Source organism: Hydrocarboniphaga sp. FW305-C-57 (genome assembly GCF_058783045.1).
Genome location: NZ_JBYSYG010000002.1, coordinates 448,279 through 472,776, shown reverse-complemented (window position 1 = coordinate 472,776; position 24,498 = coordinate 448,279). Strand labels below are relative to the sequence as shown.

Annotated in this window: 15 protein-coding genes and 1 CRISPR repeat array; of the genes, 11 read left to right on the top strand and 4 right to left on the bottom strand. The window is 62.0% G+C overall.

Going from position 1 to position 24,498, the window contains the following annotated elements; genetic code table 11:
* The first annotated feature begins 39 nt into the window (after positions 1–39).
* The 9 genes from cas1f to AC3WUM_RS06380 all read left to right on the top strand — a co-directional run bounded on the left by cas1f (position 40) and on the right by AC3WUM_RS06380 (position 17,168).
* On the top strand, positions 40–1,014 hold the full coding sequence (cas1f, locus tag AC3WUM_RS06420) for a type I-F CRISPR-associated endonuclease Cas1f (protein WP_492409370.1): 975 nt from the start codon (positions 40–42) through the stop codon (positions 1,012–1,014).
* Positions 1,011–4,421 carry a type I-F CRISPR-associated helicase Cas3f gene (gene cas3f / locus AC3WUM_RS06415; RefSeq protein ID WP_492409369.1) on the top strand — a complete coding sequence of 1,137 codons (3,411 nt, stop codon included), beginning with the start codon at positions 1,011–1,013 and terminating at the stop codon, positions 4,419–4,421. The genes cas1f and cas3f overlap by 4 nt, the downstream gene beginning before the upstream one ends.
* Positions 4,422–4,842: 421 nt before the next feature.
* Positions 4,843–6,219, top strand: coding sequence for a type I-F CRISPR-associated protein Csy1 (gene csy1 / locus AC3WUM_RS06410; RefSeq protein WP_492409368.1), 1,377 nt, complete (start codon positions 4,843–4,845; stop codon positions 6,217–6,219).
* Entirely contained in the window at positions 6,212–7,207 is a 996-nt protein-coding gene (gene csy2, locus AC3WUM_RS06405; RefSeq protein WP_492409559.1) for a type I-F CRISPR-associated protein Csy2, read from the top strand. The genes csy1 and csy2 overlap by 8 nt, the downstream gene beginning before the upstream one ends.
* Positions 7,208–7,248: 41 nt before the next feature.
* Positions 7,249–8,289, top strand: coding sequence for a type I-F CRISPR-associated protein Csy3 (gene csy3, locus AC3WUM_RS06400; protein ID WP_492409367.1), 1,041 nt, complete (start codon positions 7,249–7,251; stop codon positions 8,287–8,289).
* A 4-nt stretch (positions 8,290–8,293) separates the two neighbouring features.
* Positions 8,294–8,860, top strand: a complete 567-nt coding sequence (gene cas6f, locus AC3WUM_RS06395; RefSeq protein WP_492409366.1) for a type I-F CRISPR-associated endoribonuclease Cas6/Csy4 — start codon at positions 8,294–8,296, stop codon at positions 8,858–8,860.
* A gap of 129 nt (positions 8,861–8,989) precedes the next feature.
* Positions 8,990–15,083: direct repeats of the CRISPR family, unit length 28 nt; unit sequence GTTCACTGCCGAGCAGGCAGCTGAGAAA.
* Positions 15,084–15,428: 345 nt separating this feature from the next.
* Positions 15,429–16,409, top strand: a complete 981-nt coding sequence (locus tag AC3WUM_RS06390) for an LLM class flavin-dependent oxidoreductase (protein ID WP_492409365.1) — start codon at positions 15,429–15,431, stop codon at positions 16,407–16,409.
* Positions 16,410–16,492: 83 nt separating this feature from the next.
* Complete coding sequence (locus AC3WUM_RS06385) at positions 16,493–16,732, top strand: AbrB/MazE/SpoVT family DNA-binding domain-containing protein (RefSeq protein ID WP_492409364.1); 240 nt, start codon at positions 16,493–16,495, stop codon at positions 16,730–16,732.
* A gap of 7 nt (positions 16,733–16,739) precedes the next feature.
* Positions 16,740–17,168, top strand: coding sequence for a type II toxin-antitoxin system VapC family toxin (locus AC3WUM_RS06380; RefSeq protein ID WP_492409363.1), 429 nt, complete (start codon positions 16,740–16,742; stop codon positions 17,166–17,168).
* Between the two features lie 4 nt (positions 17,169–17,172).
* Here the strand turns inward: AC3WUM_RS06380 and AC3WUM_RS06375 are convergent, their stop codons facing one another.
* The 4 genes from AC3WUM_RS06375 to AC3WUM_RS06360 form a co-directional block, all read right to left on the bottom strand.
* The gene (locus AC3WUM_RS06375) at positions 17,173–19,134 is read right to left on the bottom strand and encodes a sigma-54-dependent Fis family transcriptional regulator (RefSeq protein WP_492409362.1); all 1,962 of its coding nucleotides are present in this window, start codon (positions 19,132–19,134) and stop codon (positions 17,173–17,175) included.
* 133 nt (positions 19,135–19,267) lie between these two features.
* Positions 19,268–20,788, bottom strand: a complete 1,521-nt coding sequence (locus AC3WUM_RS06370; protein ID WP_492409361.1) for a LutB/LldF family L-lactate oxidation iron-sulfur protein — start codon at positions 20,786–20,788, stop codon at positions 19,268–19,270.
* Positions 20,785–21,504, bottom strand: a complete 720-nt coding sequence (locus AC3WUM_RS06365) for a LutC/YkgG family protein (RefSeq protein WP_492409360.1) — start codon at positions 21,502–21,504, stop codon at positions 20,785–20,787. The genes AC3WUM_RS06370 and AC3WUM_RS06365 overlap by 4 nt, the downstream gene beginning before the upstream one ends.
* Positions 21,501–22,304 (bottom strand): (Fe-S)-binding protein, encoded by an 804-nt coding sequence (locus tag AC3WUM_RS06360; protein ID WP_492409359.1) that lies wholly within the window; start codon positions 22,302–22,304, stop codon positions 21,501–21,503. The genes AC3WUM_RS06365 and AC3WUM_RS06360 overlap by 4 nt, the downstream gene beginning before the upstream one ends.
* A gap of 147 nt (positions 22,305–22,451) precedes the next feature.
* On the opposite strand from AC3WUM_RS06360, the gene AC3WUM_RS06355 reads away from it, so the two are divergent.
* Positions 22,452–23,153: a FadR/GntR family transcriptional regulator gene (locus tag AC3WUM_RS06355; protein WP_492409358.1), complete on the top strand. Its 702-nt coding sequence runs from the start codon at positions 22,452–22,454 to the stop codon at positions 23,151–23,153.
* Positions 23,154–23,258: 105 nt separating this feature from the next.
* A complete protein-coding gene (locus AC3WUM_RS06350) occupies positions 23,259–24,497 on the top strand; it encodes a thiamine pyrophosphate-dependent enzyme (RefSeq protein WP_492409357.1) in 1,239 nt (412 codons plus the stop codon).
* Position 24,498 lies beyond the last annotated feature (1 nt).

Genomic DNA, 24,498 nt, shown 5'->3' with positions numbered 1-24,498 from the left:
GCCCCGTAGACTCGGGATGGGGACAAAAATGGGGGCGCCGTGGAAGACATTTCTCCCACCGATCTGAAGTCGATCCTGCATTCCAAGCGAGCACACATCTACTACCTGCAGCACTGCCGAGTGCTCGTGAACGGTGGACGCGTCGAGTACGTAACGGATCAGGGCAAGCAGTCGCTGTACTGGAACATCCCGATTGCCAATACCACGACGGTGCTGCTCGGCACCGGCACGTCCATTACCCAAGCAGCTATGCGCGAGCTGGCCAAGGCGGGTGTGCTAGTCGGTTTCTGTGGTGGCGGTGGCACGCCGCTTTTCAGCGCCATGGAAGTGGACGTGGAAGTCGCTTGGCTGACGCCGCAGAGCGAGTATCGGCCTACGGAGTATCTGCAAGCCTGGGTCCGCTTCTGGTTCGACGATCCCTTGCGCTTGGCCGCGGCAAAGGCTTTTCAGAAACAGCGAATCCGACGCATTCGCGAGCAATGGGGCACACGTATGCTGCGCGAGGCTGGCTTCGACGCCGACATGCAGAGGTTGGGCGATCTGCTCACGCATGCGGACCGCCAGATCGACCTGGCGCCGGACAACACCTTTCTGCTGACCGAAGAGGCCCGTCTCACCAAAGTCTTGTTCAAGCTCGCCGTCGATGCGACCGGCTACGGCGATTTCACACGCGCCAAGAATGGTAGTGGCGGTGATCCGGCCAACCGTTTCCTCGATCATGGCAACTATCTGGCCTATGGCCTCGGAGCTACTGCTGCGTGGGTGCTTGGACTTCCGCATGGCCTAGCTGTCTTGCACGGCAAAACGCGCCGCGGTGGGCTGGTGTTCGATATCGCCGATCTAGTGAAGGATGCCAGCATCCTTCCGCTCGCTTTCGTCTCCGCAAAGCGCGGCGATGACGAGCAGGAATTTCGCAGCCGTTGCATCGAACTGCTGACGCGCAGTGAGTCGCTGGATTTCATGATCGACACGGTGAAAGCCGTCGCGCTAGATACGGCGAGTCAGGTTCAATGAACGTCTTGCTGATCAGCCAATGCGACAAACGTGCGCTGACCGAGACGCGCCGAATCCTCGATCAGTTTGCCGAACGCCGTGGTGACCGCACCTGGCAGACGCCAATTACGCAGGCAGGGCTGGAAACCTTGCGCAAGCTGTTGCGTAAATCTGCACGCAAGAATTCGGCTATCGCCTGTCACTGGATACGCGGCCTCAATCACAGCGAGCTGCTGTGGGTGGTCGGAGATGCCAAGCGCTTCAACGCCATGGGCACCGTCCCCACCAACACGACGATGCGCAACGTCTTGCGGCGAGAGGACGAGAACGACTGGCACACTGGTCAAGACATTCAGTTGCTGGCACAAATGGCCGCCCTGCTGCATGACCTGGGCAAGGCCAGTATCGCCTTCCAGAGGCGGTTGAGAACACGCGCACTGGAAACCAACCTGTATCGGCACGAGTGGGTTTCGCTGCGTTTGTTTCTGGCCTTCGTCGGCAGTGATGACGATGCGTCCTGGCTCAAACGCTTGGTCTCGCCAACCGCCGATGATGACGCAAGTTGGACGGCGGCCGGGCGTTATCTGCGCGATGGTCTGGATGCCAACACTCCGCCGCCGTTCGCCGGGTTGCCCCCACTCGCCGCCGCTATCGCGTGGCTGGTGGTGACGCATCACCGGCTACCGACACTGCCGGTGTATGACGATCATGGAGAGCAGCAGTATCTCGGCAAACCATGTACGAGCTTTAGCCCTGCCCAGTTGCCGAACATTTTGGATCGGGTCACGCACGACTGGAACGAGATCAAGCGGCCCGCTGACAATGCAGCTATAGAAGCTTACTGGTCGTTTACGCAGGCTCTGCCCGTCACCTTTCCCAAGTGGCGCAGCAAGGCTGCACAACTCGCCTCGCGGCTTGAGCGTTTATGCAGCACACCGGGCAAAGGCGAATGGATCGCCAACCCTTATGTGATGCATCTCGCGCGGCTGAGCCTGATGCTGGCGGATCATCACTATTCCAGCTTGCCGCCGAAGTCATCTGACCGCGTCAGCGGTGATCGCAAGGGCTCGCTGTACGCCAACACGCATTCGGACGGCACGCTTAAGCAAGCATTGGATGAGCACTTGCTTGGCGTCACGCAGGGTGCTGGCCGTGTGGTGCGGTCACTGCCCGGCTTCGAACGTCACCTACCACGGCTGGCGCGGCATCGTGGCTTACGAAAACGTAGCGAATCCGCACGCTTCCGCTGGCAGGACATCGCAGCTGATGCCGCAGAAGGCATGCGACGGCAGGCCAGCGACCAAGGCGCCTTCATCGTCAACATGGCGTCCACCGGCTGCGGAAAAACACTGGCGAATGCCCGCATCATGTACGCGCTCGCAGACCCGCAAACCGGCATGCGCTGCAGCTTCGCGCTGGGCCTTCGCACGCTTACCTTGCAGACTGGGCGCGCCTACCGCCAAGATTTGCATTTACGCGAAGACGAACTCGCCATTCGCGTCGGCGGCTCCGCCAGCCGAGCGCTGTTCGATTTCTATACCGAGCAGGCCGAAGCCAGTGGCTCGGCTTCCGCACAGTCGCTGATGGAAGAAGACAGCCACGTCTTCTACGAAGGCAGTTACGAAGAACACGGCCTGCTCGACAAGGCCATGAGTGATTCACAGGTTCGCGCCTTGCTGTCGGCGCCCGTGCTGGTGTGCACAGTCGATCACCTGATGCCCGCGACTGAAAGCCAGCGTGCGGGTAGGCAGATTGCCCCCATGCTGCGCCTGATGAGCAGCGATCTGGTGCTGGACGAACTTGACGATTTCGACATTGCCGATCTGCCTGCACTCACGCGGCTGGTGCACTGGGCGGGGCTGCTCGGCACTCGCGTGCTGATCTCATCCGCGACACTGCCGCCCGCTCTGGTCGAAGGCCTGTTCCAGGCGTATCGCGCTGGACGGATTCACTACGAGCGCAATCGCGGTGCAAACGGCGAACGAGCAGATGCCACACCGGAAATTCCCTGCCTGTGGGTGGACGAGTTCACGGCGCAGGCGCAGCCCTGCAGCGATGCCGCAGGCTTCGCTGAGCAACACGCCCGTTTCATCCAAAAGCGCCTGCAACAACTCGCCGCCGCTGCTCCGCGCCGCTGCGGCGAGCTGCTGCCATTGCCGATCACGGCAAAGCAGAAGGACGACATCCGCCGCGAGTTCGCCGGCCATGTGCGCGCGGCCATCATCCGCGCTCACGATACGCATGCGCAGCCTTGTCCCAAGAGTGGCAAGCGCGTGAGCTTCGGGCTGGTGCGCATGGCCAATATCGGGCCGCTGTTCGATGTGGCGCTGGAACTGTTCCGGCTCGGCGCGCCCGAGGGATACCGCATTCACCTTTGCGTGTATCACTCGCGCTTCCCGCTGTTGCTGCGCTCGGCCATCGAAGACCGGCTCGATACCGCGCTCAATCGCCGCAGGCCTGAAGCGGTTTATGCGCTGCCCGAAATCCGGCAGGCCATCGACGCACATCCCGAGAGCCAGCATCTGTTCGTGGTGCTCGGCTCGCCCGTGACGGAAGTGGGGCGCGATCACGATTACGACTGGGCCGTGGTTGAACCATCCTCCATGCGCTCACTGATCCAGCTTGCCGGTCGCGTTCAGCGCCATCGCAATGAGATATGCACCGCGCCCAACGTGCTGATCTTCGATACCAACCTGCGCCACTTCGAAGGTGGCAAGGGCTTGGATGGACAGCCCGCCGCCGCGTTCGTACAACCCGGCTTCGAGCACGGCCAGGGCAAGGCCGATCACCCGTTTCGCCTCATCAAGCACAAGCTCACCAGCCTGCTGCGGCCGGAGGAGTACAGCGCCATCACTGCTGCGCCACGCATACAGGCCAGACCGACATCCGACTGGAAACCCAAGACCAGCCTTGTCGATCTGGAACATGCGCGGCTGGCGGACTTGATGACCGCGCGCGCTTTGGAAGGCGAGGCGGCGCCTCTAGCGCGTGGCGCCAAGCCGCCCCTGCGTGATCTCAACGCCGCCTCCGCTTGGCAACACCCACAAGCCGCGCTCACCTGGGTGCTGCAGCAGAAGCAAGGCTTCCGCAAACAAACGGCACCCGAGGTGGAACTAGTCTTCTTGCCGGACGAATACGACGAGAAACTGCTGCTGCACCGCATACAGGAGCCTGCACGTCGCGGCACGCCGGATATCTACCTCAGCGCCGAATCCGAACTACATCGACTGGATGACAGCGTCACACAGGGGCCGCGAATCGCGCCCTGGGGTTCCAGCTCGCTACACGGTCTTCTGGCCGAACAGGCAGCGGCTCAGGAGCGGTCGCTGCGCACCTGCGGGGAGAAGTTCACAACGGTCAGCGTGCCGGAGAACACCAACGGGTGGCGGTATCACCCAGGCCTAGGGTTCGCCAAGTCCTCTAAGTAGGCTGCGAGCCATGCACTACCACCGTGTCAGTGCCGGAGCTTTTTTACTCATTTGAGCTGCCTATTCGGCAGTGAACGACCAAGCGGAATCCCAGCATTTTCTGAGCTGCCTATCCGGCAGTGACAAAACGAAACCCAAGCATGGTTTTCGTAATCCAAGCATGGTTGAAAACAAAAATCAAAAGGCATATAAGTCAAATGCCCGAGGCCCTGGTACGGCCTCGGGCGAAGCAATCGCCGGTTTGGCCCCGGCCCACGCACGAGGTAAGTCGCGCAAGGAGGATAGAGATTTGGTTGACCACCGAATAATGGACAGATCGGAATGAGGGTGTAAGCCCTTCTCCAACACAAAACTCCACGGCGAACTGCCGTGGGGATTCTACACACTCGGCCGATGAACGGTCGATCACGAGAATTCCACCATGACTCAAGAGGCTGGACGGTCACCCCGTTCCTACGCCTTTCGGGATGCTATTGCCCGCTTCATCGAAGATCGACGGCTAGCGAAACTGAAAGGCTCTGACACCGAGGCCGACGAACCGGCCTCATCCAAGTACGACTACGACAGCTGGCTGGCCGATGCGGCTCGCCGTGTCGGCCAGATTCAGGCCGTAACCCATGTGCTCAAGGCCACGCATCCGGATGCACGCGGTAGCAGCCTGCATGCCGCGCCGGCAACGCTGCCGAACCATGCCGAGATCGGCACGCATGTGCTCGGTGAGGCTTATGCGGATGACATCGTCGGCAATGCGGCCGCGCTGGATGTGTACAAGTTTCTCAAGCTAGAAGTACACGGGCGACAATTGCTGCTATGGATGCAGGATGAAGACGCGGATCTGCTGGCAGCTCTGAACCCCGATGCGACTGTGGCGCAAAGTTGGGCGCAGGCTTTCAAGAACCTGATCAGGCCAGCCGAAAGCTTGGCCTCGCACGAGAACGCTAAGCAGGTTTACTGGTGCACTGGCCTGACGCCGGCAGACGATGCCAGCTACCACCTGTTGCAACCCATGTTTTCCAGCAGCTTGGCGCACGCCGTCCACGCGGACATCACGGACGCGCGTTTCGGCGAAAACAACACCCAAGCACGACAGGCTCGGCGTGATGGCAAGCCTTACGACGGTGTCTATCGCGACTACCGAGGCTTGGTGGAGCGCAAGCTTGGCGGCACCAAACCGCAGAATATTTCTCAGCTCAACAGCGAGCGTCGGGGTGTGAATTACCTGATGGCCTCGTTGCCGCCGATCTGGTCTAAGCGAAAGCTGAAACCGCCATCGAGTTCCGATGCGGTTTGGTCAGAGTTTCTGCGGCAAGACGAGAGCAAGCGGCAGATCACTGCACTGTGCAAGTTGCTGAAGAGCAATCCCGATCCCACCATGGAAACGCGGCTCGCCCGTGAGCGGATCGAACAGGCGCTGGGTGCAACGCTGGTCGCTTACAGTGCTGCGTTGAGCAGTAGTTTTGAGCCCGGCTGGACACGTGAGCTTCAATACGATCTTCCCCTGTTCGAGAAGCTCTGGCTCGACCCTGAACGCGCCGAGCTACCCGTTCGAGAAGACGACCCCAAACACCAGGAAGACGACGAGGCCTTCAACGCCGCCTTTGCTTGGAACGACTGGCCAGACGAGGTCGCCCACCGCTTCGGAAACCAGGTGAACGCGATCTTGCGCAAGCAAGACTTGCCTGTGGGGGACGCAGAGCATGAGCACTGGGCAAAGCAGGCACTCATTGATGCGCAATGGCCGGTGCCCGTGCAACGGCGAGCGCTGAAGCCGGCGCTGCGGGGTGAGCACCATGGCTGAGTGCCCACACTTCGATCAGTTGCTGGTGATTCCGCATTTGCGCATCCAGAACGCCAACGCGGTGTCGAGCCCCATGACGCATGGATTCCCCTCCATCACGGCTTTTCTGGGTCTGATGTGGGCGCTGGAGCGCAAGACGGTCGCGGCGGCGCTGGATCTGCAGTTCAACGCCGTGGGTGTGGTGTGCCATGACCACCAGGAACAAGTGACGCAGGGCGGATTCGTGAATGCCTTTTGCCTCACGCGCAACCCGGTGGGGCGTGACGGTGGCACCGCGGCCATTGTTGAAGAAGGCCGCATTCACCTTGAAGTGACGCTGATCTTTGCGGTGCAGAGCGCCAGCTTGTTGGCCAGGCCAGATAAGGAAAAGGAAGAAGCCCTCGCTTTGCAAATCGCCGAGATTCTGAAAGGGATGCGGATTGCTGGCGGCAGCGTGGTGCTGTCCAAGGCACCGGCCTATCGGCAGCGGCCTTACTTCGTCGCGCTGACGGGTAGCGAGCATGGACAGCAGATCAACTTCAACCGTGTTCGCATGCGTTGGCTGCCCGGCGCCGCATTGGTGTGTCGCGACGATCTTCTAGAGCAACGGCATCAGGTATTGCTGAAGCAGGACGAGAAAACCTCAAAGCTGGATGCTTGGCTATCGCTTTCACGTATCAACTGGCGTGTGGACGAGAAGGCAGCTGAAACCGCTCGCGATAAAACACCGTGGACCAATGACCGCAAGGGTGGTGGCTGGATCGTACCGATTCCCGTGGGCTATGGCGCGCTGGGTGATGTGCAAGCGCCAGGGTCCGTGAGCAATGCGCGTGATGCGAGTACCCCATTCCGTTTTGTTGAAAGCCTGTACTCGGTGGGCGAATGGATCAGCCCGCATCGCCTGCAATCACCGCAACAACTGCTTTGGTACGCGGACAGCCAGCCGGACAACGGCCTTTATCGCTGCCGAAATGACTACGCCGCAACGTCTCAATACGACTTCGATTGAACCCGGTTCATCACACTTATTTCGATCATCAGGAAAACATCATGGCTACCAACGATATCAAGACCGCCTCAGTGCTCGCCTTCGAACGCAAGCTCGACCCTTCCGATGCACTGTTCTCCGCAGGCTCTTGGGATTCGCGCGCCGACAGCTCGCAGTGGACGCCCGTCCGCATCAAGGAAAAGTCTGTGCGCGGCACGATCTCCAACCGCCTGAAAGCGGGCCAGCTGGACCCAGCCAAGCTCGACGCTGCCATCGAGAATCCCAATCTGCAGACGGTGGACGTGGCGGCACTGCCTGCGAATGCTGACACGTTGAAGGTGAGGTTCACGCTGCGTGTGCTTGGCGGCACCGGCACGCCATCGGCCTGCAACGATGCGGGCTATCGGCAGAAGCTGGTGGACACAGTGCAAGGCTATGTCGGCACCCACGGCTTTTCGGAACTGGCCACGCGTTATGCCAGCAACCTCGCAAACGGTCGCTTCCTGTGGCGGAACCGTATCGGTGCGGAAAGCGTGGAAGTTCATGTGGAGCATCTGTCTGATGGCGCTGCGAAAGCGCGCTGGGTGTTCGATGACGCGCTGTCGCTCTCTACGCTTAATTTTGCTCCGCCTGAAAATAGCAAAGCAGCCACTGCTGTTAACGAACTGGCGGCACTGATCGGCAGCGGCCTGGGTGGTCACACGCATGTGCTGCTGCAGGTCACAGCCTTCGTACGCATCGGCGCAGGACAGGAAGTGTTTCCCTCACAGGAGCTGATCCTGGACCGTACGCGCGGCAACAAGAGCAAGACGCTGTATGGCGTTGATGGCGTGGCAGGCATTCACTCGCAGAAGATCGGCAACGCGCTGCGAACCATCGATACTTGGTATCAGGAGGCTCCGAGCAACGGCCCTATCGCCGTGGAGCCCTATGGCTCGGTGACCACGCAGGGCAAAGCCTACCGCCAGCCGCGCGGCACCAAGGATGATTTCTATACCTTGCTGGATGGTTGGATCATCAAAGACAAAGTGCCGGCATTGGAACAGCAGCACTTTGTGATTGCCACGCTGATTCGCGGCGGCGTGTTCGGTGACGCGGGTTGATGCCATGAGCCACTACCTCGACATTCATCTCCGACCTGACCCGGAATTCCCCACACATCAACTGCTCAGCGCGCTATACGCCAAGCTGCATCGCGCCCTAGTGCGATTGGAGAGCCAGCAGATTGGCGTGAGCTTTCCCGGACATACCGAAAGCCCGCCGAACCTCGGCTCACACCTTAGGTTGCAAGGGCCCTTGGCAGCCTTGGAGTCACTGATGCAAACACAATGGCTCACAGGCATGCGTGACCACATTCACCTGTCGGCAATACAAGGAATTCCTGCCGAAGCAACGCACAGACGTGTTGTCCGTGTGCAGGCCGATAGCAATCCCGATCGGCTGCGTCGGCGAGCCATGCGGCGGCACGGCATCGACATGGAAGCAGCACGGGAACGTATTCCTGATTCTTCTGCCAAGAAACTGCGCCTGCCTTTCATACAAATGGGTAGCCAGAGCACAAAGCAGGCCTCTTTTCCCATCTTCATTCGGCACCTGCCGCTCGAAGCAAAGGCACAGCTCGGCAACTTCAACAGCTACGGCCTGAGCTCAGGCGCAACAATCGCCTGGTTCTGACCCTAATTTGTGGCCGCACGCGCTGGGCTAATGAAATCAGTCACTTGCTCGCGCCGTATTATTAAGGGGGTAAAGCTCAATTTTATAGAAAAATTATAGTTTTCATATAGTTGGTATGAAATTAGGTTAGTTCACTGCCGAGCAGGCAGCTGAGAAAAGCCCCGACGAGTCTCGAGCGCGCATCGCCGGGTTCACTGCCGAGCAGGCAGCTGAGAAATTGCCGGCATCGGTGCCCGTGCCGAGTACGGCGTTCACTGCCGAGCAGGCAGCTGAGAAATGTGGGCGATCGACCGGCCGATCACGAAAACCGTTCACTGCCGAGCAGGCAGCTGAGAAATGGCCGGCGTCGCGGCCGAGCAAGAGGTCGGCGTTCACTGCCGAGCAGGCAGCTGAGAAAACTTCGCGCCAGTTGCACGCTTGCGGCTGCGCGTTCACTGCCGAGCAGGCAGCTGAGAAATTCGATGAACTGTTCGAAAGTTTCGGCCTCGCGTTCACTGCCGAGCAGGCAGCTGAGAAACTTCCCATTTCATCAGCAATTCGCGCGCTTTGTTTTCACTGCCGAGCAGGCAGCTGAGAAAAGTGTCGCGCCGGATGGGCCGTGCTGGACTCCGTTCACTGCCGAGCAGGCAGCTGAGAAATTGCGGTCACCCGCCGCGATCTTGTTGTTGCGGTTCACTGCCGAGCAGGCAGCTGAGAAAAGCAACACCGTCACGGTGACGACCGGCACGGTGTTCACTGCCGAGCAGGCAGCTGAGAAATGAAGAAAACCTTCAATCCGATTTGCAGCGCCGTTCACTGCCGAGCAGGCAGCTGAGAAAGGCAGCGGCGGCCTCGGTGCGAAGCTCATCAAGTTCACTGCCGAGCAGGCAGCTGAGAAATTCGGCAGGCGATACAGCGTCCACTTGTCGCGGTTCACTGCCGAGCAGGCAGCTGAGAAAGGCGCAACGAACGCCACCAGCGCCCCACCGGCGTTCACTGCCGAGCAGGCAGCTGAGAAAGTGAGGGCCGCTCGGCGGCCCGTGAATAAGCCGTTCACTGCCGAGCAGGCAGCTGAGAAAGAGCGGTGCACGATCGCCGCGGCCGACGTCGAGTTCACTGCCGAGCAGGCAGCTGAGAAAGCCACCCGCGAGCCTCACGTTCGCAGGCCATGGTTCACTGCCGAGCAGGCAGCTGAGAAAGCGCAGCGCCGCAACGCTATCCAGCGTCAGAGGTTCACTGCCGAGCAGGCAGCTGAGAAAAGGCGCGAGCGTCGTCGTGCCCTCGATGTAGAGTTCACTGCCGAGCAGGCAGCTGAGAAATGCTTGCTCAGAGCTTGATCGATCAGCCTGTTGTTCACTGCCGAGCAGGCAGCTGAGAAATCAAGGCGCATACCGTCGGGGCCATACTGGCCGTTCACTGCCGAGCAGGCAGCTGAGAAATTAGTGGCAACACGGGCAATGTGCAGTTGTTCGTTCACTGCCGAGCAGGCAGCTGAGAAATGCGCGACCGCCAAGGCCATGCGCTCTTTGCGGTTCACTGCCGAGCAGGCAGCTGAGAAAAACGAGCGCCCGAAGGTGGGCGCTCCTTTTCCGTTCACTGCCGAGCAGGCAGCTGAGAAATTGGCGATCTGGCCATAGGTCAGATCGAGCAGGTTCACTGCCGAGCAGGCAGCTGAGAAAGACTACAAGAGCGCTCAGAGTGCCGTCGTCGAGTTCACTGCCGAGCAGGCAGCTGAGAAATGCACGGCTTCTGCGATCGCGGCCTCGGCCGGGTTCACTGCCGAGCAGGCAGCTGAGAAATGGCACCGTGAAGACGAGAGGCTCGAGCACGAGTTCACTGCCGAGCAGGCAGCTGAGAAAAGCAGGTCGCGGCCCAGCGCGATGAGCTGATCGTTCACTGCCGAGCAGGCAGCTGAGAAACATCCGATGCGATCGGCCCAGGTTTCCAGGCCGTTCACTGCCGAGCAGGCAGCTGAGAAAAGATCGGGCTTAGCCTTCGCCATTGCTCGGGCGTTCACTGCCGAGCAGGCAGCTGAGAAAGAGCGCATGAACACCGGGCCGCAGTCGCGACAGTTCACTGCCGAGCAGGCAGCTGAGAAAGTCCGGAAGCCCGAGCCCACGCGCGGCACCACGTTCACTGCCGAGCAGGCAGCTGAGAAAGTTGCCATCGCCGAGCGCGTGGCAGTCAACGCGTTCACTGCCGAGCAGGCAGCTGAGAAATGGAAGATCACTTCGCCCTCAGTGGTGGTGACGTTCACTGCCGAGCAGGCAGCTGAGAAAGTGAGCACGATTCCCGTCGAGGGATACGCCGCGTTCACTGCCGAGCAGGCAGCTGAGAAATTGCCCTGATCGAGCGCACCCTTTCACCCATAGTTCACTGCCGAGCAGGCAGCTGAGAAAAGTACTACATCGACGTGGCGTCCGGGCTCGGCGTTCACTGCCGAGCAGGCAGCTGAGAAAGATATCCGTTGCCATCGCCGAGCGCGTGGCAGGTTCACTGCCGAGCAGGCAGCTGAGAAATCAGCCAACAACACGATCGCGATCGGGCTGTAGTTCACTGCCGAGCAGGCAGCTGAGAAATGGGTGGTCCACGCCCCGGCCGGAGCCGACCTGTTCACTGCCGAGCAGGCAGCTGAGAAAATTGCCAATCTTGTTGATCTCGACGCCGGCAGGTTCACTGCCGAGCAGGCAGCTGAGAAAAAGCTCACCGCCAACGCGGCCGAGCTGACTCGCGTTCACTGCCGAGCAGGCAGCTGAGAAAATTGGGTGCGGCGAACTCTTTGGCGTGGTTGAGTTCACTGCCGAGCAGGCAGCTGAGAAAAAGCTCACCGCCAACGCGGCCGAGCTGACTCGGTTCACTGCCGAGCAGGCAGCTGAGAAATCACGCTGCTGCCCGCGATCGACGTGTACACCGTTCACTGCCGAGCAGGCAGCTGAGAAAAGCAGCGGCATCAAGAACCACTCCGTCCCCGCGTTCACTGCCGAGCAGGCAGCTGAGAAATACCCCGCTCGCCCGATGTCTGCCGAATCCGGGTTCACTGCCGAGCAGGCAGCTGAGAAATGCAGCCGACAACGTCGACGCCCTCGGTGTAAGTTCACTGCCGAGCAGGCAGCTGAGAAAGACTATGTATGCGACGCAACGATAGACAACTCTGTTCACTGCCGAGCAGGCAGCTGAGAAAGTGACGGTGTCCGGCGGCGAGCCACCGTATGAGTTCACTGCCGAGCAGGCAGCTGAGAAATCCACCTGCTCGATCACCCCGCGCACCAGCAGGTTCACTGCCGAGCAGGCAGCTGAGAAATACGGGGTTGCAAGATGTAGACATCGATGGCGGTTCACTGCCGAGCAGGCAGCTGAGAAATCGGCTGCGATGCCATCGGCAACGCGCTGACGGTTCACTGCCGAGCAGGCAGCTGAGAAATTGAACGCGCTGAACGCGACATCACCGACCGCGTTCACTGCCGAGCAGGCAGCTGAGAAAACCGATTCCCAGTGTCGTCGTGCCGACGGTGCGTTCACTGCCGAGCAGGCAGCTGAGAAACTGAGACGCCAACCACACATCGACCAAGCTGTGTTCACTGCCGAGCAGGCAGCTGAGAAACGGCAGACCGAGAGCAAGATCAACGTCGATATGTTCACTGCCGAGCAGGCAGCTGAGAAATGCAGCGGAATCTGGGTCGCGACGTTCTGGACGTTCACTGCCGAGCAGGCAGCTGAGAAAGAGCGGAATCCCCATCGGCGAAAACCTCGCTCGTTCACTGCCGAGCAGGCAGCTGAGAAAGACGCGTGCGTGATCGCGGCGATGCCGGGCGCGTTCACTGCCGAGCAGGCAGCTGAGAAATGGGCGTGCTCGGCGGCTAAGCCGAGCATCACGTTCACTGCCGAGCAGGCAGCTGAGAAAATTTTCGCCCGGTTCGGCGGGTGTCATAACCAGTTCACTGCCGAGCAGGCAGCTGAGAAATTCTGCGCGGCGAACGTGCGACGGCTTCCCGCGTTCACTGCCGAGCAGGCAGCTGAGAAAAGTTTCGGCGTCGAGCTGTCGTGCGTGCTCGTGTTCACTGCCGAGCAGGCAGCTGAGAAATGATCCGGCGCGATGTCGGCCGCGGTCATGTCGTTCACTGCCGAGCAGGCAGCTGAGAAAATAGCCCAGGCGGAGCTCACGACGGCGAGCAGCGTTCACTGCCGAGCAGGCAGCTGAGAAATGCCAGCTGACGCCGGAGCACGAGATCGCTGTGTTCACTGCCGAGCAGGCAGCTGAGAAAAGACATCAAAGCATCCGCGACGCCTTCGGCCCGTTCACTGCCGAGCAGGCAGCTGAGAAAGTGAACAACTGCACGGTCCCTGCATTTCCGACGTTCACTGCCGAGCAGGCAGCTGAGAAAGCGTGGATCGCGATGAATGCACTCTCGCAGTGGTTCACTGCCGAGCAGGCAGCTGAGAAACTGACCGGCGGCCCGCTGCGCTTCGTCGAGTCGTTCACTGCCGAGCAGGCGGCTGAGAAAAACCCATGGGAGTAACGCCGTCGCGACTGGCAGTTCACTGCCGAGCAGGCAGCTGAGAAATCGCACTGGATCATGGTTTCGATCGAGCGCGTGTTCGCTGCCGAGCAGGCAGCTGAGAAACCAGGGTTCCCGGACATTTCAGATTTCTACGAGTTCACTGCCGAGCAGGCAGCTGAGAAATTGAATGTCGGCTCACTCGCCTGCCTCGGCGAGTTCACTGCCGAGCAGGCAGCTGAGAAATGTTCGCGCTGCGTTGTTGATTGAAACTGTACGTTCACTGCCGAGCAGGCAGCTGAGAAATTGCGGCGAGCGTACTGCGCGATTAACTCGCGGTTCACTGCCGAGCAGGCAGCTGAGAAAGTGGCGCGAGCGATGAGGTGCTCGTGCTGGCTGTTCACTGCCGAGCAGGCAGCTGAGAAATGCGTCACGTAGGCTTCGCGACTCGACCGCACGTTCACTGCCGAGCAGGCAGCTGAGAAAGCCACCGCATCATCCCGCTGCTGCTTCACATCGTTCACTGCCGAGCAGGCAGCTGAGAAAAACGGTTACGGGCTGCGCTAAATGCCCCTCGCATTCACTGCCGAGCAGGCAGCTGAGAAAGCAAAAGACGATGCAGCGCTCGCTGAGCTCGAGTTCACTGCCGAGCAGGCAGCTGAGAAAGCAGCGCCCGAGCGTAACTTCTCGTTCGTTCGGTTCACTGCCGAGCAGGCAGCTGAGAAAACAACACGCTCGTCGAAGGTGGTGATGCCGTTGTTCACTGCCGAGCAGGCAGCTGAGAAAGCATCGGCGCTCGCCAGCAGCAAGGCGGCGAAGTTCACTGCCGAGCAGGCAGCTGAGAAAGCTGTGCAGGCCCAAGCGCGCGGCCTGAACCGAGTTCACTGCCGAGCAGGCAGCTGAGAAATGGTTCGAAGCCCCCCGCGTCACGTTGATGCGGTTCACTGCCGAGCAGGCAGCTGAGAAACAAGCGAGCCCAAAAAGCCCCGTGACTGCAGCGTTCACTGCCGAGCAGGCAGCTGAGAAATTTGCCAGCTCAGCGTACGACTTGCCGCCCGAGTTCACTGCCGAGCAGGCAGCTGAGAAATGACCACTGCGGTCAAGACGGGTAACACCGTGGTTCACTGCCGAGCAGGCAGCTGAGAAATGCTGCACCTGGGCCACCCGCGAGGCCTGCGCGTTCACTGCCGAGCAGGCAGCTGAGAAACAGCTGGCCGTCAACAAAGGCGTGTCCCTGCAAGTTCACTGCCGAGCAGGCAGCTGAGAAATGCTGGCTGTCGACCCAGATCGGATACGTGCAGTTCACTGCCGAGCAGGCAGCTGAGAAAGTCGATGGCACGAGCACGCTGATGGGCAACGTGTTCACTGCCGAGCAGGCAGCTGAGAAACAGGGCAATGTCGTCGTGACCGGCGGCAACGTGTTCACTGCCGAGCAGGCAGCTGAGAAAATCATCAAGCATGAGAACGGCCAGCAGCCCTAGTTCACTGCCGAGCAGGCAGCTGAGAAAGGGCTCGCGAGCGTCGCGCCGCTGTAGGCGTCGTTCACTGCCGAGCAGGCAGCTGAGAAAGAGCGCAACCGGCGATTCTGTCGCGTCGATGCGTTCACTGCCGAGCAGGCAGCTGAGAAATGGACGGAAAAGAGCGCCGCTACGCATACGACGTTCACTGCCGAGCAGGCAGCTGAGAAATGACCTGTATAGGTTTCGGGGGTTTTGTTTGCGTTCACTGCCGGACAAGCAGCTGAGAAAATCGGAAATCGGAAGCATTCCAAAGCGTGACTGTTCACCGCCGGACGGCTGAGAAAAGTTCAGTCCGTAAAATTTCCCGGCTCATCGCTGCTGCCTAACAGGTAGGCTCGGAGCGCATAGGCGGTGGTCAAGTTAGACAGAAGTTGTGGTAACGCTGCATGCCGTGCGTAAAAACGACTGAATGCCTCTTCTGTAACATGGTCTCAACTCTGTGATGTAAGAAGATTTAAGCAAGTTGATGAAGGGTAAAAAGCTGCTTTTGGGGTAAAAGCTGCTTTTTCCGTAGTTGATTAATTGCTCTCCGGCTATACCAATACCTTTCACTCGACGATCGTGGGATTTTAGATGACCGCTCTTTCCATCCTCGAACTCGTGCGCGTGCGCCAGGGATCGGACGCTCGCACGGCGCTCGATCACGCACGTGACCTTGCGGCCCACGCCGAACGCTGGAACTACCAGCGCCTGTGGGTCGCCGAGCACCACAACATGCCCGGCATCGCGAGCGCCGCGACCTCGGTCGTGCTCGCGCACATCGCCGCGGGTTCTTCGAAGATTCGCATCGGCGCCGGCGGCATCATGCTGCCGAACCATTCGCCCTACGTGATCGCCGAGCAGTTCGGCACGCTCGCCACGCTGTTCCCGGGCCGCATCGACCTCGGCCTCGGTCGCGCTCCGGGCACCGATCAGAGCACCCTGCGCGCCCTGCGCCGCTCCCCGGCCTCGGCCGAACACTTTCCGCAGGACGTGCTCGAGCTGCAGGCCTACCTCGCACCGACGAGGCCGGGCCAGAACATCGTCGCGGTTCCGGCCGCCGGCACCGAAGTGCCGCTCTGGATACTCGGATCGAGCACCTTCGGCGCCATGCTCGCGGCCGAACTGGGCCTGCCGTACGCCTTCGCCTCGCACTTCGCGCCCGAGCAGCTGCTGCCGGCGCTCGACATCTATCGCAGCCGCTTCAAGCCTTCCGCGCAGCTCGACAAGCCCTACGCGATGGTCGGCGTCAACGTGATCGCGGCCGACACCGACGAGCACGCCAGGCACCTGGCGACGACGCAGCAGATGTCGTTCACCGACCTGTTCCGCGGCGCCCGCGGCTTGAGCAAGCCGCCGATCGACGACATCGAAACCTACTGGTCGCCGCTGGAGAAGGCCCAGGCCCAGCACATGCTCGCGCGCTCGATCTATGGCTCGGGGCCGACGGTGCGCGATGGTTTGCGCGCGCTGATCGCCGAGACCGGCGCCGACGAGCTCATGATCGTCTCCGACGTCTACGAGCACACCGAGCGGCTGCGCTCGTTCGAACTGATCGCCGACTGCATGTTCTAGCGGGTTTAACGCCAGATGACATTGGGCCTTGAGTGTAATACCGTAATATCACAAGGTATTACATCTGCCTCGGGCGAGAAATCATGGCAACGACGATGACGGTGAAGGGCCAAGTCACCATTCCGAAGAAAGTACGTGATGCGCTGCGTCTGGCGCCTGGAGATTCCGTCGATTTCGATGTGAATCAGGAAGGTCAGGTCGTCGTGCTCAAGGCCGGAGCCGTAGCCAAAGGCAAGCGCGACCGATTTGAAGCCGCTCGCGGCAAGGCGCAGGTGAAGTGGAAGACCGACGAGCTCATGGCGCTACTGCGCGGTACGGACTGAGTCTGTCGTGCTGCTGGTCGACACCAACGTGCTGATCGATGTGCTTGAAGATGATCCCACCTGGGCCGACTGGTCGGTCCGGCAGCTGCGGGCTCAAGCCCAAGTGCACGAGCTGTTGATCAATCCCGTCATCTATTCGGAACTGTCGCTGACCTTCGAATCGGTCGAGTCACTCGACAAGGTCATCGACGATATGGGTTTCTCGTTTCAAGAGTTGCCGCGGACCGCACTTTTCCTGGCTGGGCGAGCCTTCGTGAAGTACCGCCGTGGCGGCAGGCAGCGCGAGAGCGTGCTGGCAGATTTCTTCATCGGCGCGCACGCCGCCGTAGTCGGCTGCGGAATCCTGACACGCGATGCCCGACGCTACAGGAACTACTTTCCCACCGTCTCGCTGGTAACACCGGAGCCGACGGCCCCGGGCTCCCGCAAAAACTAAACGCTCAATGCAAATGCGTCGGCGGCACGATGCCGTAGCGGCGCATGCGGCGGTAGATCGTCGCGCGGCAGAGGTCAAGGTCGCGCGCGACGTAGCTGATGTTCCAGCGATTGCGGCGCAGGGCGTCGAGCAGGCGCTGGCCTTCCTGCGGAAGAATCGGTTCGTTCTTCATCACGGCAGAGGGCGAGGGCGCCGACAGCGTGATCGAGGCACCGGCTGGCGCAACCGGCACGCCGATTTCCTCGGGCAGATGCTCCAGCCGCACACCGCGCTCGTCCGCGATCGACAGCATGAAGCGCAGCACCTGGCGCAGCTGGCGAATGTTGCCGGGCCAGTCGTAGCGCGTGAGGTGATCGAGCACTTCGGCTTCGATCTGCAGCTGCACGTCGAGCGACTCGGCTTCTTCGCGCAACAGGCGTTCGATCAGGTAGGCCTTGTCCTGGCGTTCGCGCAAGGGCGACAGCCGCAGCGTGGCGCCACAGAGGCGGTAGTAAAGGTCTTCGCGGAACGCGCCGCTGTCGACGAGCTGGCGCAGGTCGCGATGCGAAGCCGCGATCACGTGCAGATCGATCGCCACCGGGCGTTCCGCGCCGAGCGGCAGCACTTCGTGTTCGGACAGCACGCGCAGCAAGCGCGTCTGCAACTGCAGCGGCATGTCGCCGATTTCATCGAGGAACAGCGTGCCGCCGCTGCTGCGCGTGATCAGGCCGGTCATGCCGCGGCTGCGCGCGCCCGTGAAGGTGCCGGGCGTGTAGCCGAACAGTTCGCTTTCGATCAGCGATTCCGGAATCGCGGCGCAGTTCACCGCGACGAAAGGCTTGTCGGCGCGCTGGCTGGATTCGTGGATCGCCTTGGCGAGCACTTCCTTGCCGGTTCCGGTTTCGCCCTGGATCAGCAGGTTGACCGGCTTGCTCGCGAGCCGGCGCGACTGGTCGAGCAGCTGACGCATGCGCGCATCGTCGCCCGCAAGGGACTGCAGCGTGTCGCCGTCGTGCTGCGTGATCGTTTGCGTAATGGTGATCGGCGTGCGCGCGGTGCCGATCGTCGACGCCGTGCGCGGAGCGACGATGGCCGCGTGGTAGCGCTCGCCGTTCCAGGTATCGAAGATCGCGAGATCGCTGCCGTGCTGGCCGCGTGCGAACTTCCAGATATCGCCGAGGCGATTGCGGAAGATCGCGGTCAGGCTGTTGCCGACGAGGCCCGCAGTGAGGCCGGCCGATTCGACCAGATGCAGGCGATGACGCGCGCCGGTGTTGGCGCCGACGATGAGGCCGTCGTTGTCGAAGGCGAGCATCAGCTCGGCGTGGACGTCGACCAGTGCAGCGCCCTGGCTCAGTCGCAGGATGTGGCGATCACCGAAGTGCTGCATGAAGCTCGCGTCTTCGATCATGCGGCCGTAGAGCGAGGTCAGGTGGCGCGCCAGATGCTGGCTTTCGCGCGCTTCGGGCGACGTCACGGCGGAGACGTCGAGCACGCCCATGAGTTCGCCGTGCGGATCGAACAGCGGCGTCGCCGTGCACGACAGGCCGAGGTTGCCCGTGTAGTAGTGATCTTCGCGATGGCAGGTCAGCGTGCGGCGCTCGGTCAGGCAGGTGCCGATGCCGTTGGTGCCGGCGACGCTCTCGTTCCAGTTCGCGCCGAGCACGAGGCCCGCGGCGAGCGGCGAATCCGACGACGGATCACCGATCGCATCGACGGTGACGCCGTCCGCATCGGCGAGCAGCAAGGTGTAGTCGAGTTCGGCGACATGGCGATACAGCTGCTCCATGCCGCTGCGCGCGACCTGCAGGTAGGGCTCGCGCTTGGCGCGGCGCTCGCGCAGGCTCACGGGCGATTCGATCTGCGTGCGATGCGTGCTGCGCGGATCGAGTCCGTAGTCGTTGAAGCAGCGAAACCACGAACGGTGGATCAGGGTTTCGGCGCGGCCGTCGACCATGGGCATCGCGCTCGCGGCAACCACGCTCATGACCGTTTCGATGTGACGTAGAGGCGATCTCATCGCTTGATTCTCCATACCGGCGCGGGTCTCGGTATTGCTCGATCGAGGGCGGGACGATGTATCGTCCGATCGACTTGGACCCGCTTGTAATTCCGACAGTTTACCGCGGTGACTTGTTTCTCTCCTTGAGCCGGTCGCGGAACGACTTCGACGCCGGCTTCAGTGGTGCGCGGCTTTGCGTCCATCCGCCCTGCCAGGCCGGCGTCAGGAAGCGCAAACGCGGCGCGAACCAGGCGAACAGCCGATACAAGAAAGCGTGCGAATACAGAACACGCCAGCCTTTCCAGGCCAGCACTTCGGCGAGCAGGCGCACTTCGCCCTGTCCGACCAGTGCCTGGGTCGGCGGCGTCATCGACTGCGAAACCGAATGACGGCCGGCCTCGCGCAGCTTCATGAGCATTTCGGGAATCGGAATGCCGACCGGGCAGACTTCGCCGCAGGCCCCGCAGAGGCTCGACGCCGTCGGTAGATCGCGTGTCGATTTGAGGCCGACCAAATGCGGCGAGATGATCGAGCCGATCGGGCCCGGATACGTGGTGCCGTACGACAGGCCGCCGACGCGCGTGTAGACCGGGCAGTGGTTCATGCAGGCGCCGCAGCGGATGCACTGCAGCGTCGCGCGGAAACGTTCTTCGCGATATGCCTGCGTGCGCCCATTGTCGAGCAGCACCAGATGCATTTCGCGCGGACCGTCGCGCTCGCCGGCGCGGCGCGGACCGGTGATCAGGTTGAAGTAGGTCGTCACCGCCTGGCCGGTCGCCGACTTCGGCAGCAGCGCGTAGAGCGGAATGAGATGCTCGAGTTTCTCGACCACTTTCTCGATTCCGGTGATGGCGATGTGCACGTCCGGGACCGAAGTGCAGAGCCGGCCGTTGCCCTCGTTCTCGACCAGCGCGATGGTGCCGGTTTCCGCGACCATGAAGTTCACGCCCGAGACGCCGATCTTCGACGCGCCGAACTTCTCGCGCAGGGCCTTGCGACCGATGCCGATGAGCTCGTTGACGTCGTCGGTCAATGGAGCGCCGGCGATGTGTTCGTGGAAGATCTCGGCGACGTCCTGCTTGGTCTTGTGGATCGCCGGCATGATGATGTGGCTGGGCCGGTCGCCGTCGAGCTGCAGGATGTACTCGCCCATGTCGGTTTCGAGGCAATCGATGCCGTGGTCCGCCATCACATGGTTGAGCTCGATCTCCTCGCTGACCATCGACTTGCCCTTGACCATCATGCTGGCGTCGTGCGCCTTGGCGATGTCGAGGAAGATGCGGTTGGCGTCCTCGGGTGTCTCGGCCCAATGCACGTGCACGCCGAGTTCGGTGAGCTTGGCTTCGAGCTTCGTGAGCAGGTCGGGCAGGTGATTCAGCGCATGCTGGCGCGTCTGTTCGCCGAGCTTGCGCAGCTGGTCGAAAGCGACGAAGTCAGAGAAATGCACCGCGCGGCGCTCGATGAGGAAATCCATCGCGCCACGAAAGCTGCTGCGCAGGTTCGGATCGTTGACCGACTCGTGGCTGCGCAGCTTGAAGTCTTCGGGTCGATGCGTCTTCTCGTGCGTGTCGGCCGCTGCGGCGCCGACGGTCTTCGGCGTGGCCGGACCGGGGCGTTCGATGACGACGGGAGCGTTCATGCCGAATCTCCGTTGCTGCTGTGCGTGTCCTTGCGTGATGCCAGCACGATCACGAGTTCCTTCGGACCATGCGCGCCGTAGACGAGCATGCGCTGGATGTCCGCGGTCTTCGAAGGCCCGGTGATCATCAGCAGGTTGGTCGGCATGCGCTCGGCCCACTGGTTCTGCATCATCGCCTCGTGCAGCGTCTCGACGATCTGGTCTTCGAACAGCAGCGCGATGTGCACGGGTGGGATCAACGACAGCGTGCGCGGCTCGGCCGGTGTCGGCCACAGCAGCAGGCTGCCGGTTTCGGCGACGCCGCCGAGGGTCGTGCTGATGCCGGCGTCGACGTGATCGAACAGGTCGGACTTGATCTCGGCGAGATCGCGCTCGTACCAGTACAGCTTATCGGGCGGCAGCAGGGCGCTGAGCGTCCAGCCGATGGTGGTGTTGCGGCCGACGAGCAGCTTGCCGAGCCGCTTCTGCTCGATCACCTGCACGAGCTTGCTTGGCCAGTCGCTTTCGCTCGCTTCGACGATCTCCGCGCGCCAGGACGTGGCGTTGCGGATGAAGCGCTCGCGGCGCGATTCCTCGGCTCCGTCAATCAACTTCGGCTGCGGACGATCGCGGTAGTACGAGGCGATGTCCGGCGCGCCGACGATCTTGCCGGCCGGCGCGGAGCGCAGGCGCGACAGGATGTTTTCGCGCGCCTTGCTGCTGTTCGACGCGCTCATGCGCCACCGCCGGCGCAATCCATGCGCGAGCGGATGAAGCTGGCGATGTGTTCACCGCGCAGCTTGTCCTGGTTCTGCTTTTCGAGCGTGAGATTGAGGTTGAGCAGGCAACCGCAGTCGGCGCTCACGAAGCCGTCGCAGCGCGTGCGGCGGATCGATTCGAGCTTGTCTGCAGCCATCGCGGCGGAAATTTCGGGATGCTTGACCGAGAAAGTGCCGCCGAAACCGCAGCATTCGCTCTCGTGATCGTGCACCACGAGTTCGACGCCCGGCAGCCTGGCGAGCGCTGCGCGGCCGATGTCGAGCGTGCCCATCTCGCGGCGCGCGCTGCACGAGGTGTGCAGCGCGACCGTCGTCTTCTTTTCGGCGGCCACCGGCGGCAGATTCAGGCCCAGCGTATTGACGACGTAATCGGTGAATTCGACGGTGCGTTCGGCGATCGATTCGGCCTTGGCGGAGAGCTTGGCGTCGTTCGCGAACAGTTTGGGCCAGTGATGCTTGAGCATGCCGCCGCAGGAGCCGGACGGCACCACGATCGGCCAGGGCTGCGGAAACAGGTCGAGCTGCGCGGCCGCGACCTTGCGCGCTTCTTCGGGAAAACCGGTGGTGTAGCCGGGCTGGCCGCAGCAGGTCTGGCGCTCGGGAAAATGCACGTCGACGCCGAGGCGTTCGAGCACTTCGACCGCGTCGACGCCGGCTTGCGGCGCGAACAGGTCGATCACACAGGTCGCGAACAGATAGACCTGCTGGCGAGGCGCATCGGAGGCGCGCACGGGCAACGGAACTGCTTGGGAACTCACCGCTTTTCTCCTGTCAGCACGACCGTGCCTTGCGTCGCGCACGATGGGTTTTATTGCGAGGCAGTCTGGTCGTCGAATACCCGACTGTGATATTGGTCTGACCAATAAGCGGCGTTCGCCGCATGACAGGATTTCGACGGGTTCCCGATGAATGCCACACCCGAACGCCGCAGCGAACAGGTCGCGCAACAGCTCGAACGCGCCATTCTCGAGCGCCGCTTCGAGGGCCGCTTGCCGCCCGAACGCGAACTCGCCGAGCGCTTCGGACTGTCGCGGGCGAGCGTGCGCGAGGGCATCGGCCTGCTCGTCGCACGCGGCCTGCTCACGCGCCGGCAGGGCGACGGCACCTACATCAACGATCGCGCCGACCAGCGCATGGCCGAGATCTGGTCGGACCTCGCGCAGCGCGATCCGCGCCTGCAGGAGAACATCACCGAGTTCCGCACCATGCTCGAATGCAGTACGGCCGAGCTCGCGGCCCAGCGCTATGACGCGCGCGATCGTGAGCGCTTGGTTCGCGCGGAAGCGGCGGTCGATGCCGCGTACTCGACGTCGGATCGACGCTCGCAAATCGCCAGCGACGTGGCGTTTCACATGGCCATCGCCGATGCGACCCACAACACCGTGTATTCGTCGCTGATGGCCTCGCTGCTCAAGCTGCTGCACGAGCACGTGCAGCTCAGCATCGCCGGGCTGGCGCCGAACTCGCAGACCGCGGGCGCGCTGCGCCAGCAGCATCGCGCGCTGCTCGATGCGATCCTGTCGCGCGATGCGGCGCAGGCGCGCGAGGTCGCGGCCGGGCACATGGCGTTCGTGCGCACGCGGCTCAACGATCTGCGTCAGCCATAGCGGCCCTCGCATCGCCGCAGGGCCGATCGTGAGGGAAACCCTTCAGTCGGCGGCAACCGTAAAACGCTATAAATGCGCCATAAAAAAGCGAGGAGGCGTGCGACGATGAAGCCCCGACTTCAGCTGCACATACCGGAGCCGAGCTGCAGGCCGGGCGACCCGGTCGACTTCAGCAGCATCCGGATTCCACCGGCCGGTAGCGTCACCCGGCCTTCCGTCGATGCGCCGGCGTCGGAGCTGCGCGATTACGCCTATTCGCTGATCCGCGTGCTCGACGACGAGCACCAGGCGGTCGGGGACTGGAACCCGAGACTCCCGCCCGATCGACTGCGTTCGGGCCTGCGCCACATGCTGCTCACGCGCGTCTATGACGAGCGCATGGTTCGTCAGCAGCGCATCGGCAAGACCAGCTTCTACATCAAGAGCACCGGCGAGGAAGCCGTCGCGGTCGCGCAGTCGTATGCGCTCGCGCCGGACGACATGCTGTTCCCGAGCTATCGCCAGCAGGGCCTGCTGATCGCGCGCGACTGGTCGCTCGTCGACATGATGTGCCAGATCTTCAGCAACACGAAGGACCGCATCAAGGGCCGCCAGCTGCCGGTGATGTATTCCGTGCCCGAGGTGGGTTTCTTCTCGATCTCGGGCAATCTCGGTACGCAGTTCCCGCAGGCCGTCGGCTGGGCGATGGCCTCGGCGTATTCGGGCGATCACCGCATCGCCGCGGGCTGGGTCGGTGATGGCACCACGGCCGAGGCGGACTTCCACTACGCGCTGACCTTCGCCGCGGTGTATCGCGCGCCGGTGATCCTCAACGTCGTCAACAACCAATGGGCGATCTCGACGTTCCAGGGTATGGCGGGCGGCGAGCAGACCACGTTCGCCGCGCGTGCGGTCGGCTATGGTCTGCCGGCCATTCGCGTGGACGGCAACGATTTCCTCGCGGTCTACGCGGCGACGCAATGGGCCGCCGAACGCGCGCGCCACAATCATGGTGCGACCGTGATCGAGCTCTATACCTATCGCGCGGCCCCGCATTCGACGAGCGACGATCCGTCCGCCTATCGACCCGAGAACGAATGGAAGCTCTGGCCGCTCGGCGATCCGATCGAGCGACTCAAGCAGCACCTGATCCAGCTCGGCGAATGGAGCGAGGAGCAGCACGCCGACTTGACCAAGCAGCTCGAAGATCAGGTCAAGCAGGCGCTCAAAGAAGCCGAAAGCCACGGCACCTTGAGCACGCCGCCCGATTCTCCCGAAACGATGTTCGAGGACGTGTTCAAGGAAATGCCGCCGCACCTGCAACGGCAGCTCGAAGAATTCCGTTCGCTAGAGCGCGAGGACTGAA

Bases quoted from the DNA above. Each gene is read 5' to 3' on its own strand.
- cas3f (WP_492409369.1), top strand. From the start codon at position 1,011: ATGAACGTCTTGCTGATCAGCCAATGCGACAAACGTGCGCTGACCGAG.
- csy1 (WP_492409368.1), top strand. From the start codon at position 4,843: ATGACTCAAGAGGCTGGACGGTCACCCCGTTCCTACGCCTTTCGGGAT.
- csy2 (WP_492409559.1), top strand. From the start codon at position 6,212: ATGGCTGAGTGCCCACACTTCGATCAGTTGCTGGTGATTCCGCATTTG.
- csy3 (WP_492409367.1), top strand. From the start codon at position 7,249: ATGGCTACCAACGATATCAAGACCGCCTCAGTGCTCGCCTTCGAACGC.
- cas6f (WP_492409366.1), top strand. From the start codon at position 8,294: ATGAGCCACTACCTCGACATTCATCTCCGACCTGACCCGGAATTCCCC.
- AC3WUM_RS06390 (WP_492409365.1), top strand. From the start codon at position 15,429: ATGACCGCTCTTTCCATCCTCGAACTCGTGCGCGTGCGCCAGGGATCG.
- AC3WUM_RS06385 (WP_492409364.1), top strand. From the start codon at position 16,493: ATGGCAACGACGATGACGGTGAAGGGCCAAGTCACCATTCCGAAGAAA.
- AC3WUM_RS06375 (WP_492409362.1), bottom strand. From the start codon at position 19,134: ATGAGCGTGGTTGCCGCGAGCGCGATGCCCATGGTCGACGGCCGCGCC.
- AC3WUM_RS06370 (WP_492409361.1), bottom strand. From the start codon at position 20,788: ATGAACGCTCCCGTCGTCATCGAACGCCCCGGTCCGGCCACGCCGAAG.
- AC3WUM_RS06365 (WP_492409360.1), bottom strand. From the start codon at position 21,504: ATGAGCGCGTCGAACAGCAGCAAGGCGCGCGAAAACATCCTGTCGCGC.
- AC3WUM_RS06355 (WP_492409358.1), top strand. From the start codon at position 22,452: ATGAATGCCACACCCGAACGCCGCAGCGAACAGGTCGCGCAACAGCTC.
- AC3WUM_RS06350 (WP_492409357.1), top strand. From the start codon at position 23,259: ATGAAGCCCCGACTTCAGCTGCACATACCGGAGCCGAGCTGCAGGCCG.